At 71.6% G+C, this 14,952-nt stretch carries 13 protein-coding genes; 3 read left to right on the plus strand and 10 right to left on the minus strand.

The window, feature by feature from the left end; all coding sequences use genetic code 11:
• Window positions 1-14 precede the first annotated feature (14 nt).
• From DEJ51_RS14150 to DEJ51_RS14165, 4 genes are all read right to left on the minus strand, one after another.
• A complete protein-coding gene (locus DEJ51_RS14150; RefSeq protein WP_150257911.1) occupies window positions 15-491 on the minus strand; it encodes an ATP-binding protein in 477 nt (158 codons plus the stop codon).
• Between the two features lie 399 nt (window positions 492-890).
• Complete coding sequence (locus DEJ51_RS14155; RefSeq protein WP_150257912.1) at window positions 891-1,814, minus strand: acyl-CoA dehydrogenase family protein; 924 nt, start codon at window positions 1,812-1,814, stop codon at window positions 891-893.
• A gap of 5 nt (window positions 1,815-1,819) precedes the next feature.
• Window positions 1,820-2,977 carry an acyl-CoA dehydrogenase gene (locus DEJ51_RS14160; protein ID WP_150257913.1) on the minus strand — a complete coding sequence of 386 codons (1,158 nt, stop codon included), beginning with the start codon at window positions 2,975-2,977 and terminating at the stop codon, window positions 1,820-1,822.
• Window positions 2,977-4,182, minus strand: coding sequence for an amidohydrolase family protein (locus DEJ51_RS14165; protein WP_150257914.1), 1,206 nt, complete (start codon window positions 4,180-4,182; stop codon window positions 2,977-2,979). Before DEJ51_RS14165 ends, DEJ51_RS14160 begins: the two co-directional genes overlap by 1 nt.
• Before the next feature lie 146 nt (window positions 4,183-4,328).
• Here DEJ51_RS14165 and DEJ51_RS14170 point away from each other — a divergent pair, with 146 nt between their 5' ends.
• Window positions 4,329-5,882: an AMP-binding protein gene (locus DEJ51_RS14170; RefSeq protein ID WP_150257915.1), complete on the plus strand. Its 1,554-nt coding sequence runs from the start codon at window positions 4,329-4,331 to the stop codon at window positions 5,880-5,882.
• 609 nt (window positions 5,883-6,491) lie between these two features.
• Here the strand turns inward: DEJ51_RS14170 and DEJ51_RS14180 are convergent.
• The 3 genes from DEJ51_RS14180 to DEJ51_RS14195 all read right to left on the minus strand — a co-directional run bounded on the left by DEJ51_RS14180 (window position 6,492) and on the right by DEJ51_RS14195 (window position 9,376).
• Window positions 6,492-6,974 carry a hypothetical protein gene (locus DEJ51_RS14180; RefSeq protein ID WP_150257917.1) on the minus strand — a complete coding sequence of 161 codons (483 nt, stop codon included), beginning with the start codon at window positions 6,972-6,974 and terminating at the stop codon, window positions 6,492-6,494.
• Window positions 6,975-7,571: 597 nt separating this feature from the next.
• Window positions 7,572-8,816 carry a zf-HC2 domain-containing protein gene (locus tag DEJ51_RS14190; protein WP_150257918.1) on the minus strand — a complete coding sequence of 415 codons (1,245 nt, stop codon included), beginning with the start codon at window positions 8,814-8,816 and terminating at the stop codon, window positions 7,572-7,574.
• Window positions 8,813-9,376, minus strand: coding sequence for a sigma-70 family RNA polymerase sigma factor (locus DEJ51_RS14195; RefSeq protein ID WP_150257919.1), 564 nt, complete (start codon window positions 9,374-9,376; stop codon window positions 8,813-8,815). Before DEJ51_RS14195 ends, DEJ51_RS14190 begins: the two co-directional genes overlap by 4 nt.
• A 306-nt stretch (window positions 9,377-9,682) precedes the next feature.
• Between DEJ51_RS14195 and DEJ51_RS14200 the strand changes: the two genes are divergently transcribed.
• Window positions 9,683-10,201, plus strand: a complete 519-nt coding sequence (locus DEJ51_RS14200) for an EF-hand domain-containing protein (RefSeq protein WP_150257920.1) — start codon at window positions 9,683-9,685, stop codon at window positions 10,199-10,201.
• A gap of 194 nt (window positions 10,202-10,395) precedes the next feature.
• Here DEJ51_RS14200 and purU read toward each other — a convergent pair whose 3' ends face one another.
• A complete protein-coding gene (gene purU, locus DEJ51_RS14205) occupies window positions 10,396-11,274 on the minus strand; it encodes a formyltetrahydrofolate deformylase (protein ID WP_150257921.1) in 879 nt (292 codons plus the stop codon).
• 14 nt (window positions 11,275-11,288) lie between these two features.
• Window positions 11,289-11,735: an SCO4402 family protein gene (locus DEJ51_RS14210; RefSeq protein WP_150261915.1), complete on the minus strand. Its 447-nt coding sequence runs from the start codon at window positions 11,733-11,735 to the stop codon at window positions 11,289-11,291.
• 195 nt (window positions 11,736-11,930) lie between these two features.
• On the opposite strand from DEJ51_RS14210, the gene DEJ51_RS14215 reads away from it, so the two are divergent.
• Window positions 11,931-13,226 (plus strand): ABC transporter substrate-binding protein, encoded by a 1,296-nt coding sequence (locus tag DEJ51_RS14215; RefSeq protein WP_150257922.1) that lies wholly within the window; start codon window positions 11,931-11,933, stop codon window positions 13,224-13,226.
• A 13-nt stretch (window positions 13,227-13,239) separates the two neighbouring features.
• Here DEJ51_RS14215 and DEJ51_RS14220 read toward each other — a convergent pair whose 3' ends face one another.
• Window positions 13,240-14,589, minus strand: coding sequence for a hypothetical protein (locus tag DEJ51_RS14220; RefSeq protein ID WP_190620380.1), 1,350 nt, complete (start codon window positions 14,587-14,589; stop codon window positions 13,240-13,242).
• Between the last annotated feature and the right edge of the window lie 363 nt (window positions 14,590-14,952).

Consider the following 14,952-nt stretch of genomic DNA (forward strand, 5'->3'; position numbering starts at 1 on the left):
CCGTCAACACCTCGTTAGAGGTACAAGCGCGGTTCCCGCTGCGTGGTGTGAATTTCCGACGGGCCGTCCGAGGAACACGCGGAGGCGCAGTCCGAGGTCGATTTCTCGGCGCGGTCGATCTCGCACCAGATCCGTTTGCCCGCGCCCTCGCGCTGCCAGCCCCAGCGGTCCGCCAGCCCGTCGACCAGCTCCAGGCCGCGCCCGCCGGTGTCCTCCCCGCACGCCTGCCGGCGGTTCGGCGCCCGGTCGCTCGCGTCGGCCACCTCGACCCGCACCCCCGGGCCACCGAACAGCATCCGCAGTACGGCCGGACAGCCCGTGTGCACGACCGCGTTCGTGACCAGCTCCGAGATCAGCAGGATCAGCGTCTCGGCGAGCGGCTCGTCGTCCCCTATGCCCGACCCCGCCAACCGGGACCGGGCCCACCGGCGGGCCCGGCCGACCTCGGCGGGATCCGCTCCGACCTCCAGCTGAACCTGAAGCACCTGCACCGCTCACACCATCCGAACCGGCGGACACTTCGCCTCGCGACAGGACGGGATCACCGACTGTGATCCCCTTCCGTAGCAGCATGGTTGACCTACAGTCACCACAACAAGCGCTTCGGGCATATTCACGCGCGAAGGAGGGGGCGTGGTGCATACTGTGCGACGCTCGCGCCGCTCAACCGCTCGCATTCGTGGGAGCGTACCGGAGCAGGGCCCCGCTTCCGGGCTGCAATGAGGTGGGCGAAGGACACAAACCGATATCAACTCTCTGTAATCGGACATGCGTCCCGCGTCGTCCTTCCCGTGCCTCCCCACTACGGTGAGCCACGTCCCCCGAAAGGCCGCGCCGGCCGACGCGACCCCCGGCCGCCTCGCCCGCTCCGCCCACCCCTCCCGCCCCGGCTACCCCACCGGCCCCACCGGGGCCGCCGAGACCAGCAGCTCCCGCGCCAGCAGCTCCTGCGCCTGCGCCGCCGTCCGCCACTGCTCCGCCCGCACCCAGGCCCGCTTCAGGTGGAGGTGTACGTCCGCCTCCCAGGTGAAGCCCATCCCGCCGTGCACCTGAAGGCAGTCCCGGGCGCCCCGCACCGCCGCCTCGTCCGCGAGCAGCTTGGCCGCGGCCACCTCGCCCGCGTCCCCGGTCACCGCCGCCGCGTAGACCGCCGTACGGGCCACCTCCGCCCGCACCAGCATCCGTGCGCACAGGTGCTTGACCGCCTGGAACGCCCCGATCGGCTGCCCGAACTGCTCGCGCTCGCCCGCGTACCGCACCGCCAGCTCCACCGTCCGCAGCGCGCTCCCGAGCTGCAGCGCGGCCGTCAGCAGCGCCCCCTCGTCGCGGTACGCGGAACAGTCCCCGTCGCCGTACGGGGCCGCCACCCGGTACAGCGGAGTCAGCGGGTCCACCGAGCGCACCGGCTCACCCGCCGGCAGCCCGGACACGCCCAGCACCGCGTCCGCCTCCCCGAGGTGGGTCACCAGCGGCCCGTCCAGGTCGAAGGCGGTCACCACCGCCGCCCCCGCCGCCGCCCCCGGGACCACCCCGGCGGCCAGGTGCGTGGCCACCAGCGGCCCCGGCACCAGCGCCCGTCCGGCCTCCTCGAAGACCAGGACCGCCTCCGGCAGCCCCAGCCCCACCCCGCCCTCGGATTCCGGCAGCCGCAGCGCGAAGAAGCCCGCCTCGCCCAGCTCCCGCCACAGCGCCCGGTCCAGGGGCGCGCCCGTGTCCACCGACGCCCGCAGCGCCTCGCGGCCGTACCGGCCCGCCAGCAGGTCCCGTACGCCCGCCCGCAGATCCCTCTGGTCCTCGGTCGGCTGGAAGTCCACACCCCTCACCGGCCCTTCGGGAGGCCGAGGATCCGCTCGGCGACGATGTTCCGCTGGATCTGCGAGGTGCCGGCCGCGATCGTGTACGAGAGGGAGGAGAGCCGGTCCAGGGTCCACTCCTCCTCCAGGGACAGGGAGTGCGCTCCGAGGACCTCCGCCGCCGTGTCGTACAGCTCCTGGCGGGCGTGCGAGTAGGCGAGCTTGAATACGGAACCCCCGATGCCGGGGACCCCGCCGGCCGACCGCCCGGCCTCGCTCACGTTCCACTGGGTGAGCCGCCACAGCGCGCCGAACTCCCCGTGGAGCCGCCCCAGCCTGCGCCGCAGGACCGGATCGTCCCAGCGGCCGTTGGCCTTCGCGGCCCGGGCCAGTTCCCCCAGGGTCCGGCGGCAGGCGACGACCTCGCCGACGAAGGCGGTGCCACGCTCGAAGGACAGCGTGACCATGGTGACCCGCCAGCCGTCGTTCTCCGCACCGACCCGGTTGGCGACCGGCACCCGTACCCCGTCCAGGAACATCTCCGCGAACTCCGCCGACCCGGCGAGCGTGCGCAGCGGCCGTACGGTCACCCCGGGCGCGTCCATCGGCATGGCCAGCCAGGAGATCCCCCGGTGCCTGGGCGCCGCGGGGTCGGTGCGCACCAGCAGCTCGCACCAGTCGGCGACCTCCGCGTGCGAGGTCCAGATCTTCGACCCCGTGATCACGTAGTCCTCACCGTCGCGCACGGCCCGCGTCCGCAGGGAGGCCAGGTCGGAGCCCGCGTCCGGCTCGCTGAACCCCTGGCACCACACCTCGTCGCCGCGCAGCACGGGCGGCAGCCAGCGCGCCCGCTGCTCCGCCGTGCCCTCGGCGGCGATCGTCGGGCCGGCGTGCAGCAGCCCGACGAAGTTCGCGCCGACGTAGGGCGCCCCCGCGCGCTCGGTCTCCTCCAGGAAGATCAGGTGCTGGGTCGGGGTGGCGCCCCGGCCGCCCGCGTCCACCGGCCAGTGCAGGCCCGCGTACCCGGCCTCGTACAGCCTGCGCTGCCAGCCGAGGTCGTACGCGCGCCGGCCGGGCCAGTCGTCGGGGGACGGCCGGGCGGGCAGCTCGGGGAGCGTCTTGGCGAGCCACTCGCGCAGCCGGGTCCGGAAGTCCTGCTCCTCCTCGGTGTAGGTCAGGTCCATCAGCGGCTCGTACGGTCCTGGTCGAAGGACAGGCCGAGCATGCGGATGGCGTTGCCGCGCATGAGCTTGTAGACCGTCTCGTCGTCGAGGCCCTTCACGTGGTCGAGGGCGACCTCCTTGGTGTGCGGGAAGGTCGAGTCCACGTGCGGGTAGTCGGTCTCGAAGGTCGCGTTGTCGCGGCCGACGACGTCGAGGGAGGCGATCCCGTGCTTGTCGCGGAAGAAGCAGCAGAACATCTGCCGGTAGTAGTACGTGGACGGCGGCTCGGGGATCAGGTCGCGGACCCCGCCCCAGGCCCGGTGCTCCTCCCAGACGTCGTCGGCCCGCTCCAGGGCGTAGGGGATCCAGCCCATCTGGCCCTCGCTGTAGGCGAGCTTGAGCGTCGGGAACTTCACCAGGACGCCGCTGAAGAGGAAGTCCATCATCGAGGCCATCGCGTTGTTGAAGCTGAGCGAGGCCTGGACGGCGGGGGGTGCGTCGGGTGAGGCGGCGGGCATCTGGGAGCTGGACCCGATGTGCATGTTGACCACCGTGCCGGTCTCCTGGCAGACGGCGAAGAAGGGGTCCCAGTACCCGGAGTGGATGGAGGGGAGCCCGAGGTAGGTGGGGATCTCGGAGAAGGTCACGGCCTTCACCCCGCGTGCGGCGTTGCGCCGGATCTCCGCCACCGCCAGGTCGATGTCCCAGAGCGGGATGATGCACAGCGGGATCAGCCGGCCGCCGCTGTCGCCGCACCACTCCTCGACCATCCAGTCGTTGTAGGCGCGCACGCAGGCGAGGGCGACCTCCTTGTCGTGGGCCTCGGCGAAGGTCTGGCCGCAGAAGCGCGGGAACGTCGGGAAGCAGAGCGAGGCCTCGACGTGGTTCAGGTCCATGTCGAGCAGGCGCGCCTTGGGGTCCCAGCAGCCGCGGCGCATCTCCTCGCGGGTGATGCCCTCCAGGGTCATGTCGTCGCGGTCGAAGCCGACGGCGGCGATGTTGCGCTTGTACGGGAACTTCAGGTCCTCGTAGATCCACCAGTCGGTCGGCGGGCCGTCGGGGTCCATGGTGATGACGTACTTGCCGCCGGTGTAGGCGAGTTCGCCGATGCCGGCGGTGAGCGCCTTGGGGCCGCGGTCGCGGTACTTGGCGGGCAGCCAGACGTCGAACAGGTGCGCGGGTTCGATCACGTGGTCGTCGACGCTGATGATCCGAGGCAGTTCCATGGTCTCCCCAATTCACCGATCTGATGGATCGTCAGAAACAAGCTAGCCCCGCCACCCCTGGACCGACAAGCATCGGCGCCCTACGCTCTCCGCTTGATCTGACTATCCATCAGCTAACGAAGGTCTTGGCCAAGGGGAGGTCTGGGATGACGGACACCGCGACCGCGACAGAACTGAGCCGGTCCCGCACCCTGTGGGAACTGGTCTCCCACCGGGCCGCACTCACCCCGGACACCACCGCCCTGACCGAGGCCGCCGAGGACCCCGCACACGACCGCCGGCTCACCTTCGGCGAACTGCGCGACCGCTCCGAACGCGTCGCCGCCGGCCTCCACGACAGGGGGGTCCGCCCCGGCACCGTCGTCGCCTGGCAGCTCCCAACCCGCATCGAAACCGTGCTGCTCTCCGTCGCCCTCGCCCGGATCGGCGCCGTACAGACCCCCGTCATCCCCTTCTACCGGGACCGCGAGGTCGGCTTCGCGCTGCGCGAGTCCAAGGCCGAGCACTTCGCCGTCCCCGGCACCTGGCGCGGCTTCGACCACACGGCGATGGCCCGGCGGCTCGGCGCCCGCGGCGTCCTGGAGTGCTACGACACCCTCCCCGACGGCGACCCGGCCGTACTCCCCCCGCCGCCCGCCTCCGGCACCGACGTCCGCTGGATCTACTGGACCTCCGGGACCACCTCCGACCCCAAGGGCGTCCTGCACACCGACCGCTCCCTGATCGCGGGCGGCTCCTGCCTCGCCCACGCCCTGCGCCTGAACCCGTCCGACGTCGGCTCGATGGCCTTCCCGTACGCGCACATAGGCGGCCCGGACTACCTGGTGATGCTGCTCCTGTACGGCTTCCCCGCCGTCCTCTTCGAGAAGTTCGCGATGCCGGACGCCCTCGACGGGTACCGCCGCCACGGCGTCACCGTGGCCGGCGGCTCCACCGCCTTCTACTCCATGTTCCTGACCGAACAGCGCAAGACCCCGGACACCCCCCTCATCCCGACCCTGCGCCTGCTCGCGGGCGGCGGAGCCCCCAAGCCCCCGGAGATCTACCACGCCGTCGTACGGGAACTGGGCTGCCAGCTCACCCACGGCTACGGCATGACCGAGGTCCCGATGATCACCATGGGCTCCCCGGACGACACCCCCGAGCACCTCGCCACCACCGAAGGCCGCCCCCCGGCGGGCATGTCCGTCCGCATCACCGCCCCGGACGGCACCGAGCTGCCCCCGGACACCGACGGCGAGGTCCGCCTCCGGGGTGAGGCCGTCTGCCAGGGCTACCTGAACCGCGACGCCCCGACGGACACCTTCGACGCCGACGGATACCTGATCACGGGCGACCTCGGCCACCTGACACCAGACGGCTACCTGGTCCTCACCGGCCGCAGCAAGGACGTCATCATCCGCAAGGGCGAGAACATCTCGGCGAAGGAGATCGAGGACCTCCTCCACCAGCTACCGGGCATCACGGACGTGGCCGTCATAGGCCTCCCGGACCCGACCCGCGGCGAACGCGTCTGCGCGGTGGTGGAACAACCCCCGGGCGCCGCCCCCCTGACCCTCCCCCAGCTGACCGCCTACCTCCGCACCCAGGGCCTGGCCACCCACAAACTCCCGGAACAACTGGAACTCCTGGAATCCCTCCCCCGCAACGAAACCCTCCGCAAGGTCCTGAAGTACAAACTCCGCGAGCGGTACGCGTAGGCCCTGCGGGCGAGAAGGCAGAAGCCGACGGGCCGGGACCTGCAGCCGGGCGGCGGCTTCGGGCGGCGGGAACCGGGGGGACAGGGACCATTTCGTCGCGGATCCAAGTCAGCTCACATCGGCGGCTCAGAAGCCCGACTGTTGGTCCCGTCTAACGAGGTTGAGGCCGACTGCTGGGGTCGTGCTCACAGCGACCCGGATTCACATCGGGATACCCGCTGCGCCAGAGGGTTCCCGGCGCCGGACCGCCGGCTTATCTGCTGTCCGTGGCGCGCGGGTGGCCTGTACCCGCGAAGGTAATCCAGCACGTGCCACGGGTAATGTCCAAGAGATACCAAATACGGCCGCCCCCGGTAACCTCGATCTGCCACTGCGCACAGGTCTGTCCACGATGGACCGCGTGGGCCAGAGTTCCCTTGAGTCGGTGGTGGCGAGGCGTCTCGACAACTGGGCTGGGCTCCGTGCGCATCGCGACCCAGGCGCGGTACGTGTTTTCGCTGGCCTGTTGCGTCAGACACTCCCAGCCCTTGGCCGACGCGGCATCGGCGAACCGGACTTCCCACTGTCCTTCGGGGGCCGGGGGTGCGGCTCGGTCGCCACGGCCCGCGGTCAACGAATGTCCCGCGGGTCGGGTGCCGGTCCATAGTCCGTACCGTGATCCGTGGACAGCGCGGCCAGAAGAACCGGGTCGGAATGGACCTCAGCCGTGTGCTGCCAAGCGATGAGCATCTGGGCGACAGACGCGTTGTTGCCGATCGAGTCCGCGGCGCGCATGGTGTCGACGAGTTCGACAGCGAAGGCATGCACGTCGGGCTCGGGAAGGAACCGGACCCAGGGGAACGCATCAGGCAGTATGTCGAGGAGCAATTCCATACTGCCCGGCTCCCGCCTGGCCATGGCTGACAGCATTCGCGTGGCAGCCGACACCACGGTCTGGTCCTGCTCGGCCCTCGTGGCGGTGGTGAGGACCAGGTCCTCACCGTCTCTACGATGCAGCAGCAGGCGTGGCGATTCGTTGAGTCGGGCCAGTGTCTGCTTGTTCTTGTTGACCAGCTCGGAGAAGTTCACGGCAGCGTTCTCGACGGCGCTCATAACTTCGAAAGTACTTCGAAACTAAGTCCTTCCACCATCGCCCACACGAGGGACGGGGCGCTGGTCACGTCGATCCCTGTAAGCCCCGGCCGCCGGGAGATCAAAGCGGGGGCGGCTCATGCCCAGCCCCGGGCGGTGGTCGGACGCTGAGAGATGAGGAGCGCGTAGCGATCTGGCGCGCCCCAACGCTTCGGGATGCGTCTCTCATCGGCCCGCCTCGGGACCATGCCCACGGGGACCGAGTCGGGCATCTCTGATCTCCCTGTCCCTGAAAGTATCGACCGGCCCGTTCCTTTGGGGGCTTCCCGGCAGTCTTTCGTTTCTCCGGGTCGGGCCGGTCGGTCAAGGGTGGCCGCAGGCCATCGCGAAGCGACGCGACGACGTAGGAGGAGCGCCCTTGAGGGACCGGCCCGCCCCGGAGGGACGATGGGACTGACGGGAAGCCCCCATGCACATCCCCGACGCCGCCCGAGTGGACCCCGTCCGCCCGGAGCCGGCTGCCGGCCGTTCGGACTCCGGGAGACCGGATCCCGCTCCCCCCATCCCGCACCCGGGGGTGCAGGCCCCGCCCCGCGCGTGGTCCCGTACCCCGGCCCTCTACAGCCGGCTGAGCGACGCCGCCGCGAACAGGACGTCGCGGATCGCCTCGCGGTCGCCGTGCTGGCCCACCGCCGCATCCTCCGGGGAGATGTGCCCGGCGGCCAGCTGGCAGAACTCGATGCCGTCCAGGGCGATCTCCGCCACGGTGCGTTCCGGCGACGGCTTCGCTCCCGGCGAGTCCAGCGCGATGTCCCAGCCTCCGCCGCCCGAGCCCTCGATCTCCAGGTGCGGGGTCCGCCCGGGTGCCCCCGCCGCGACCAGGCCCCGTGCCGGAGCCGCCAGGCCGGCGCGTCTGCGCTGCGCCAGCGCGCCCGGCAGGAGCCGCGCGGCAAGGTCGATCATCCGGTGCAGGTGCGGCCCGGCCGGCGGCTCGTACGGGTAGTCCACCGCCTCCGCGATGTCCCACGCGTGCACCCAGCACTCGAAGGCCCGTTCCAGGAACGCGTCCCCGAGCGGCAGCGCGAAGCCGCCGTAGTCCACCGCGAGCTCGGCGACTCCCCGGCCGGCGAAGGAGACCGTACGCACCAGCGTGTGCCCCTGTTCCCGCCACGGGTCGCGGACCTGCCGGGTGATCGGGTTCACCGACGCGCCCCAGAAGTGCTCCGTCCGCACCGTCGGCCCGCCCTTCGGCGCGTCCGGGCCCAGCGGGTCGTCGAGGCCCAGCGCGGAGGCGATCAGCCCGTCCACCGTCAGCAGATGGCCGATCACCCCGGCCACCGTGGTCCGCTGCGACCGGCGCCGCTCCTCCTCGAACCACTTCAGCCGTACCGGGGTGTGCCACTCCGAGTCCCCGAAGTCCTGCAGCAGCGCGTCGAGCCGTGCGGTCTCGGTGTCGTACGGACTCGCCCACACCGGCACCGGAATGCGGGCCGGCCGCTTGCCCAGGCAGTCCTCCAGGACGCGGGAGCGCAGCAGCGGTTTCAGGTCGAGGTTCTCCTCCGGGTGCAGCAGCCCCACCGCGTCGCGCAGCCGCAGCGCCTCCTCCGCGCAGGGCGCGCACTCGGTGAGGTGGTCCTCCACCGCCTGGGTCTCCTCGGCCGAGCAGGCCGCCAGCGCCCATGCCCCGAGCAGGGACTTCAGTACGGCGTGCGAGGGCGGGGGCGGCGCGACCGGCTGTGGCGGCAGCGACCGCGGCGCGTGCCCGGGGTCGAGGTCGTCCGCGGCCCCGCGCGGACCCGGTATCCGTGCCTGGCCGCCCGGACGCGTGTATCCGTCATCGGGCGACTGGGGAGGGCCGTTCATCGAGGTGTTCCATATCCGGACTGGGCGGTTTCCTCCTGCGGGAGGGCGTTGGCGGTCGACAGCAACTGCAGCCCGAGCCGCAGCCTGCGCCGCGCCTCGTCCTCGCTGATCTGCAGGTCGGCTGCGGCCTGCCGGTAGTCGCGCCGCTTGAAGTACGCGAGTTCCAGCGCGGCGCGCAGGGGCGCGGGCATCGAGGTGACGATGTAGTCGGCGCGGGCGGCCGCGTTGGCGCTGCGCACCTTCTGCTCCAGTTCCTCCCGGGAGCCACGGCCCAGTTCGGCCTGGCGCAGCCGGGCCACCGCCTGGCCCTGGGTGATCCGGGCGACCCAGGAGCGCATGGAGCCCTGTTTGGGGTCGTAGGCGTCGGGGTTCTCCCAGATGTAGCCGAAGACCTCTCGGGTGATCCGGTCCGCCGCCTTCTCGTCGCCCAGCACCCGGTGCGCCAGGCTGTGCACGAGCGAGGCGAAGCGGTCGTACAGCTCCCCGAGCGCGGCGGCTTCGCCACGGGCGAGTCGCTGCTGCATGCGACGGTCCCAGCGCGGTGGTGCGTCCTTCGGCATGAATGCCCCCAGCCGTGTGTCGACGCATCGAATGTAGTGGGCACATGGCGGATCGCGCCTGTTTTGGAAGAACCTCACCCTGGAAGTGCGCCCTCCGTGATAGGTGCGTGGCAGGGCGTGAACGGTGGTACGTCCGACGGCACATGGGGACAGGTGTACGCGCCCCGCCGCGCTCCCCGTGCGCGGGTTCGATGCGGCCGCCTCCTTGACCGCTTCGCTTAACGCACAGGCCACGTAGGCCTTACGCTCCTGCCTTGTCTTGTCTTGATCTGAACCCCACTGCACACGTGAAGGCGGAACGCCGAAATGGACAGCGCAGAATACGAGCGCAAGATCGCCGCCCGATTCGCCACCTTCGACCAGGACGGGTCCGGCTATATCGACCGGGAGGACTTCAGCGCTGCCGCGAAGTCCGTCCTGGCCGAATTCGGCACCACCGCCCGGTCGGACAAGGGCCAGGCCGTCTTCGCGGGCGCCGAGGCCTTCTGGCAGGGCATGGCCGGCATCGCGGACGTCGACGGGGACCAGCGGGTGTCCCGCGAGGAGTTCATCACCGGGGCCGCGAAGCGGCTGCGTGACAACCCGCAGCGGTTCGCGGAGATCGCGCGGCCGTTCCTGCGGGCCGTGATCGCGGTGGCGGACGAGGACGGCGGCGGCGCGACGCCGCCGAACGCGGCCCGGGTGCTGCGCGTCCTGGGCACCGCCCCGGAGCTGGCCACCGAGGTGGCCGCGGCCCTGGACGCGGACCGCGACGGCCGCATCTCGGAGGACGAGATCCTGGCGGCCTTCGCGGCCTACTGCGGCGTGGAAGCCCCCGACGCGTAACGCCTGCGGCGTGCTCGGCGGATGACGGCGGGGCCTCGGCCCCGCCGACCTGGGCGGACCGTCCGGCCCTCCCGGACCGTCCGGACCTCCCGGTGCGGGGCTCGGCGGACCCGTGCGGCCCGGCTTCCTGGGGCGCCGCCCCCGGCCCCGCGCCTCGAACGCCGGCGGGGCTGGATCCGCCGGGGCCTGCTCCGCTACGCGAAGACGACCGTCCGGGCGCCGTTGAGCAGCACGCGGTGCTCGCTGTGCCACTTCACCGCCCGCGCGAGCGCCTGGCACTCGACGTCCCGTCCGATCGCCACCAGCTGGTCCGGCGTCACCTCGTGGCCCACGCGCTCGACCTCCTGCTCGATGATCGGACCCTCGTCGAGGTTCGCCGTCACGTAGTGCGCGGTCGCACCGATCAGCTTCACGCCTCGGGCGTGCGCCTGGTGGTACGGCTTCGCGCCCTTGAAGCTCGGCAGGAACGAGTGGTGGATGTTGATGATCCGCCCGCTCAGTTCCGTGCACAGCTTGTCGGACAGCACCTGCATGTAACGTGCCAGGACGACCAGGTCGACGTTCTCGGCGCGCACCAGCTCCAGCAGCTGCGCCTCCGCCTCCGCCTTGGTGTCCTTCGTGACGGGGATGTGCACGAACGGGATGTCGTAGGAGCCGACCAGCTCGGCGAAGTCGGTGTGGTTGGAGACCACGGCCGCGATCTCGACCGGCAGGGCACCGATGCTCGAACGGAACAGCAGGTCGTTCAGGCAGTGCCCGAACTTCGACACCATGAGGATGATCCGCATGCGCTCCTCGGAGCGGTGGATCTGCCAGTCCATCCTGAAGGAGTCGCCGATCGCGGCGAAGCTGGCGCGCAGCTTCTCGACCGTCACCGGGGGCTCGGCCTCGAAGTGCACCCGCATGAAGAAGAGTCCGGTCTCCCGGTCTCCGAACTGCTGGCTGTCCACGATGTTGCATCCGGTCATGAAGAGGTAACTCGACACGGCATGCACGATGCCCTGCTTGTCGGGGCAGGACATGGTCAGGACGTACTGGGGCTGGGCCTGGGCCTCGGTGTGCGGGTCGCTCATGACCGCACAGCCTTTCACACCGCGCGGGTGAGGATCTTCAACACATCGAGCGATGTGGGTCGCACGTCGGGGTCGTCCCCGTCCGCTTCCGCCAGCCGTACGTGCGCCTCGCGCGCGGCGCGTACGGCCTCGGGCCACGCGTGGTGCTCCAGGTAGGCGGAGACCGGGGCGTCGGGCCCGACCTGGTGGAGGATCCGCAGCACCCGCAGCACGGCGAGGTCGACGACGGCCGCCTCCTGCGAGTCGCGGAAGATCGTGCCGACGTACTTCTCGGCGGACCAGCTGTCGAGCCAGGTGTCCTCGACGAGCCGGTACACGGCGTCGGTGACGTCGCCGTACGCCTCGTCGCCGGCCAGCCAGGTGTCCTCGTGGAAGACCGGATCGGAAAGCATGTGCAGCGCCGAGCGCACGTTGCCGCGCCAGCGCCACCACGGCATGTCGTTGAGGGGCATGCCGCCCATGGTGGAGGAGCGGCCGCCGCGTCGGGAAGGGTTCTTCGAACCTTGGGCGAATGTCACGCTTTCGATCGTACGTTCCTGTTCGGCGCGATCTTGAGGCGCCCAGGGTGACGGCGCCCCCGCAATTCACCTGGGCGTCACCCGATGTTGTGTCCATCTCACTCGACAGTTACCGGTGGGGCGGAATGGTGCACGGACATGACCTTCTCGCGACGCGCCGCAGCCCTCTCCCGCACCCTCGCGGCCACGGCGATGGGTACGTGCCTCATCGCCGGGTGCGGGGCACTCCCCGGGGGCTCGGAGGGCTCCGAGGGAATCGTCACCGTCATGACCTTCGCCCCGGAAGACACCAAAGCAACCAACATGCCTGGAATGACCGGCATGGCCAAGGCGTACGAGCGCTGGGTGAACTCCAAGGGCGGGATCAACGGTCACAAACTGCGCGTACTGACCTGCAACGAGAAGAACACCCCCTCCGGTGCCGCCGACTGCGCCCGCAAGGCCGTCGCCGAGAAGGCCGTCGCCGTCGTCGGCTCCTACAGTCAGCACGGACGCGCCTTCATGGCCCCGCTGGAGGCCGAGGGCATCCCCTTCATCGGCGGCTACGGCGTCTCCTCCGAGGAGTTCCAGTCCCCCCTGTCGTACCCGGTCAACGGCGGCCAGTCCGTCCTCATCGCCGGCGCGGGCCACCAGCTGAGCCGCACCTGCACCCAGGTCGCCCTGGTGCGCCCGGACACCCTCGCGGGCGACACCCTGCCGGTGCTGCTCAACGCCGGACTGCGGGCCAACAAGATGGCGGACGCCGCCGACATACGGGCCGCCGAGGACTCGGCCGACTTCGGACCGCAGGCCCGCGAGGCCCTCGCGCACACCAGCGGCACCGGCAAGGAGAAGGAGAAGGAGAAGGAGAAGGGCTGTGTGACCGCCGTCCTCGGCGAGCGCACCGAGACCTTCTTCGACGCCTTCCGCCGGACCGACGCCCAGCGCAAGAAGCCGCAGATCTCCTCGGTCCTGGGCAGCGTCAGCCAGGCCCTGGTGGACCGCACGGGCGGCAAGGAGAGCCCCTTCGAGGGGGCGTACCTGACCAGCTGGTACCCGGTGGCGGCCGATCCCCTGTGGGAGCCCATGCGGAAGGTGGTCTCCGAGTTCGCCTTCGGCGACGACAACGTCGACCCCGACGACAGCGGGGCCCAGACCACCTGGATCGCGTACACCGTGCTCAGCGAGATCCTGGGGCGCCTGGGGGACGGCGAGCCCGTCACCGGCCGCGCGGTCAAGCGCGCCCTGAACGAGGCGGAGCCGGTCAGCACCGGAGGCCTCACCCCGAACCTGAGCTGGCGCTACCAGGACATGCGCGCCGTCGCCGGCTTCCCCCGCATCGTCAACGGCCGGGTCACCTTCCAGATCGTGCAGGCCGGGCGGCTCGTGGCGCAGCCCGGCGAGCAGTCCCAGGACATGACCCCGACCCTGGTGACGGCCCCGCCCATGGCCTGATCCGGAACGGGGCTCAGAGCTGGGACTTGTCCCGCTTGGTCAGGCCGTACTTGCCGGCGATCGCGTTCCACATGGTCGCGGCGGACTCCTTGGCCTTCGTCGCCTCGCCGCTGGACTTGTTGCCTTCGGAGGCGTTCTTGGTGGCCTTGGCCTTGCCGTCCTTGCACTTGTCGTCGTCCACGTCGTCCGCCCAGGCCGCGTAGCTGTTGTCGGCGTCCGCGGAGGACTGCCAGGCCTTGGTCAGGGACGCGGACAGCTTCGCGTGGTCCGGGAGCTGGTCCAGCTTCAGCTCCTGGAGACGGGTGACCAGCTCCTCGCGCTGGCGGGCCGCGTCGCGCAGGTCGGCGGCCGCCTGGTCGAGGTTGCTGCAGCCCTTGATGTCCTCCACGGCCTTGATCACCGAAGCCCGGCTGTCGTTGCTGTCGGCGAGGAGCTTGTCCAGCTGGACGGCCTGCGGGCGGGCCGGGTCGACGGGGGCCTCGCCGCCGCCGGGTGCCGCGGAACCGCCGCTCGCGGCCGGGGCGTCGGCGACCGCGCCGGGGTCGTTGTTCTGCGGCTTGCCGTCGGCGAGCAGCGATCCGACGCCGAGCCCGACGACGGCCAGGCCGATGACCACCGCGGCGATGATCGCGGGCGAGACCTTGCGCCCGGCCTCCGGGGGCGGCGGGGGCGGGGCGTACTGCTGCTGCGGGTGCGGCTGCTGGTGATGGGCCTGCTGCGGGTGAGGCTGCTGCTGGAACTGGGGCCGCTGCGGGCGGGGCTGCTGGGGGCGCGGCGGGGGCCGGCGCAGCACGGGCTCCTGCACGGGCGGCAGGTGCTGGGTCTGCCCGGCGGAGTCGTCGCTCCGGAAGAGCCCGTCGAACCCTTCGGCGGCGGGGACCGGCGGTATGTACTGGGTCGCCGCCTCGTGGTGCGCGGGGGCCGCCGGGACGGGCGGGATGTACTGGGTCGCGGCCTCGTCGTGACCGGGCGCGGCCGGGACGGGCGGGATGTACTGGGTCGCGGCCTCGTCGTGACCGGGCGCGGCCGGGACGGGCGGAATGTACTGCGTCGCGGCCTCGTCGTGACCGGGCGCGGCCGGGACCGGCGGAATGTACTGCGTCGCGGCCTCGGGCAGCGGAGGGTAGCCGTAGCCGTGCGGATCGCCCGGCCCCTCGTAGCCGGGCCCCACCACGTGCCCCGGCGCGGCCTCCGGGCCGGGATGCGCCGGCGGATACCCGTACGCGGCCCCGGGCTGCGCGTGTTGCTGCTGCGCCTGCTGCTGCTGTGGCGGCTGCTCCGGGTAGGCCGGATATCCGGACGCCGGGTCCGGACCCCACGGGGCACCCGGCTGGGGGGCGCCCCCTTGTCCGCTCTGCGTCACCGGGACTCCTTCTCCGACTCGCCCGACCCTACGGAACCGTCAGGTCACGCTACCTCGTCACGCACCGCCACGGTGAGAGCACCCCGAACCCCGTCCACCCCCCGCCACCACGACCCCGGGCCCGCCGACCCCGGCCCGACCCCGCCGGAGACCAAGCCGCGGAACCCGGGTCCGCGGTCCCGCGCGCTGCGCCAGACCGTCCCTCCCGGATCGCGCCCGCCCGGCAACGCCCGGCGCAGTGTCGGCCGCACGGGCGGGGCCACGCCCGGCCGCAGGCGCAGGACGACGCCGGGCGCACGGCCGGCTCCGCCCCGGCCGCGAGGCCACGCCCGGCCGCACGGGCGGGGCCATGCCCGGGCGCCC

The organism is Streptomyces venezuelae, from assembly GCF_008642275.1.
Lineage (GTDB): Bacteria > Actinomycetota > Actinomycetes > Streptomycetales > Streptomycetaceae > Streptomyces > Streptomyces venezuelae_E.

Bases quoted from the DNA above. Each gene is read 5' to 3' on its own strand.
- DEJ51_RS14195 (WP_150257919.1), bottom strand. From the start codon at position 9,376: ATGCCGAAGGACGCACCACCGCGCTGGGACCGTCGCATGCAGCAGCGA.
- DEJ51_RS14170 (WP_150257915.1), top strand. From the start codon at position 4,329: ATGACGGACACCGCGACCGCGACAGAACTGAGCCGGTCCCGCACCCTG.
- DEJ51_RS14190 (WP_150257918.1), bottom strand. From the start codon at position 8,816: ATGAACGGCCCTCCCCAGTCGCCCGATGACGGATACACGCGTCCGGGC.
- DEJ51_RS14210 (WP_150261915.1), bottom strand. From the start codon at position 11,735: ATGGGCGGCATGCCCCTCAACGACATGCCGTGGTGGCGCTGGCGCGGC.
- purU (WP_150257921.1), bottom strand. From the start codon at position 11,274: ATGAGCGACCCGCACACCGAGGCCCAGGCCCAGCCCCAGTACGTCCTG.
- DEJ51_RS14160 (WP_150257913.1), bottom strand. From the start codon at position 2,977: ATGGACCTGACCTACACCGAGGAGGAGCAGGACTTCCGGACCCGGCTG.
- DEJ51_RS14180 (WP_150257917.1), bottom strand. From the start codon at position 6,974: ATGAGCGCCGTCGAGAACGCTGCCGTGAACTTCTCCGAGCTGGTCAAC.
- DEJ51_RS14215 (WP_150257922.1), top strand. From the start codon at position 11,931: ATGACCTTCTCGCGACGCGCCGCAGCCCTCTCCCGCACCCTCGCGGCC.
- DEJ51_RS14200 (WP_150257920.1), top strand. From the start codon at position 9,683: ATGGACAGCGCAGAATACGAGCGCAAGATCGCCGCCCGATTCGCCACC.
- DEJ51_RS14165 (WP_150257914.1), bottom strand. From the start codon at position 4,182: ATGGAACTGCCTCGGATCATCAGCGTCGACGACCACGTGATCGAACCC.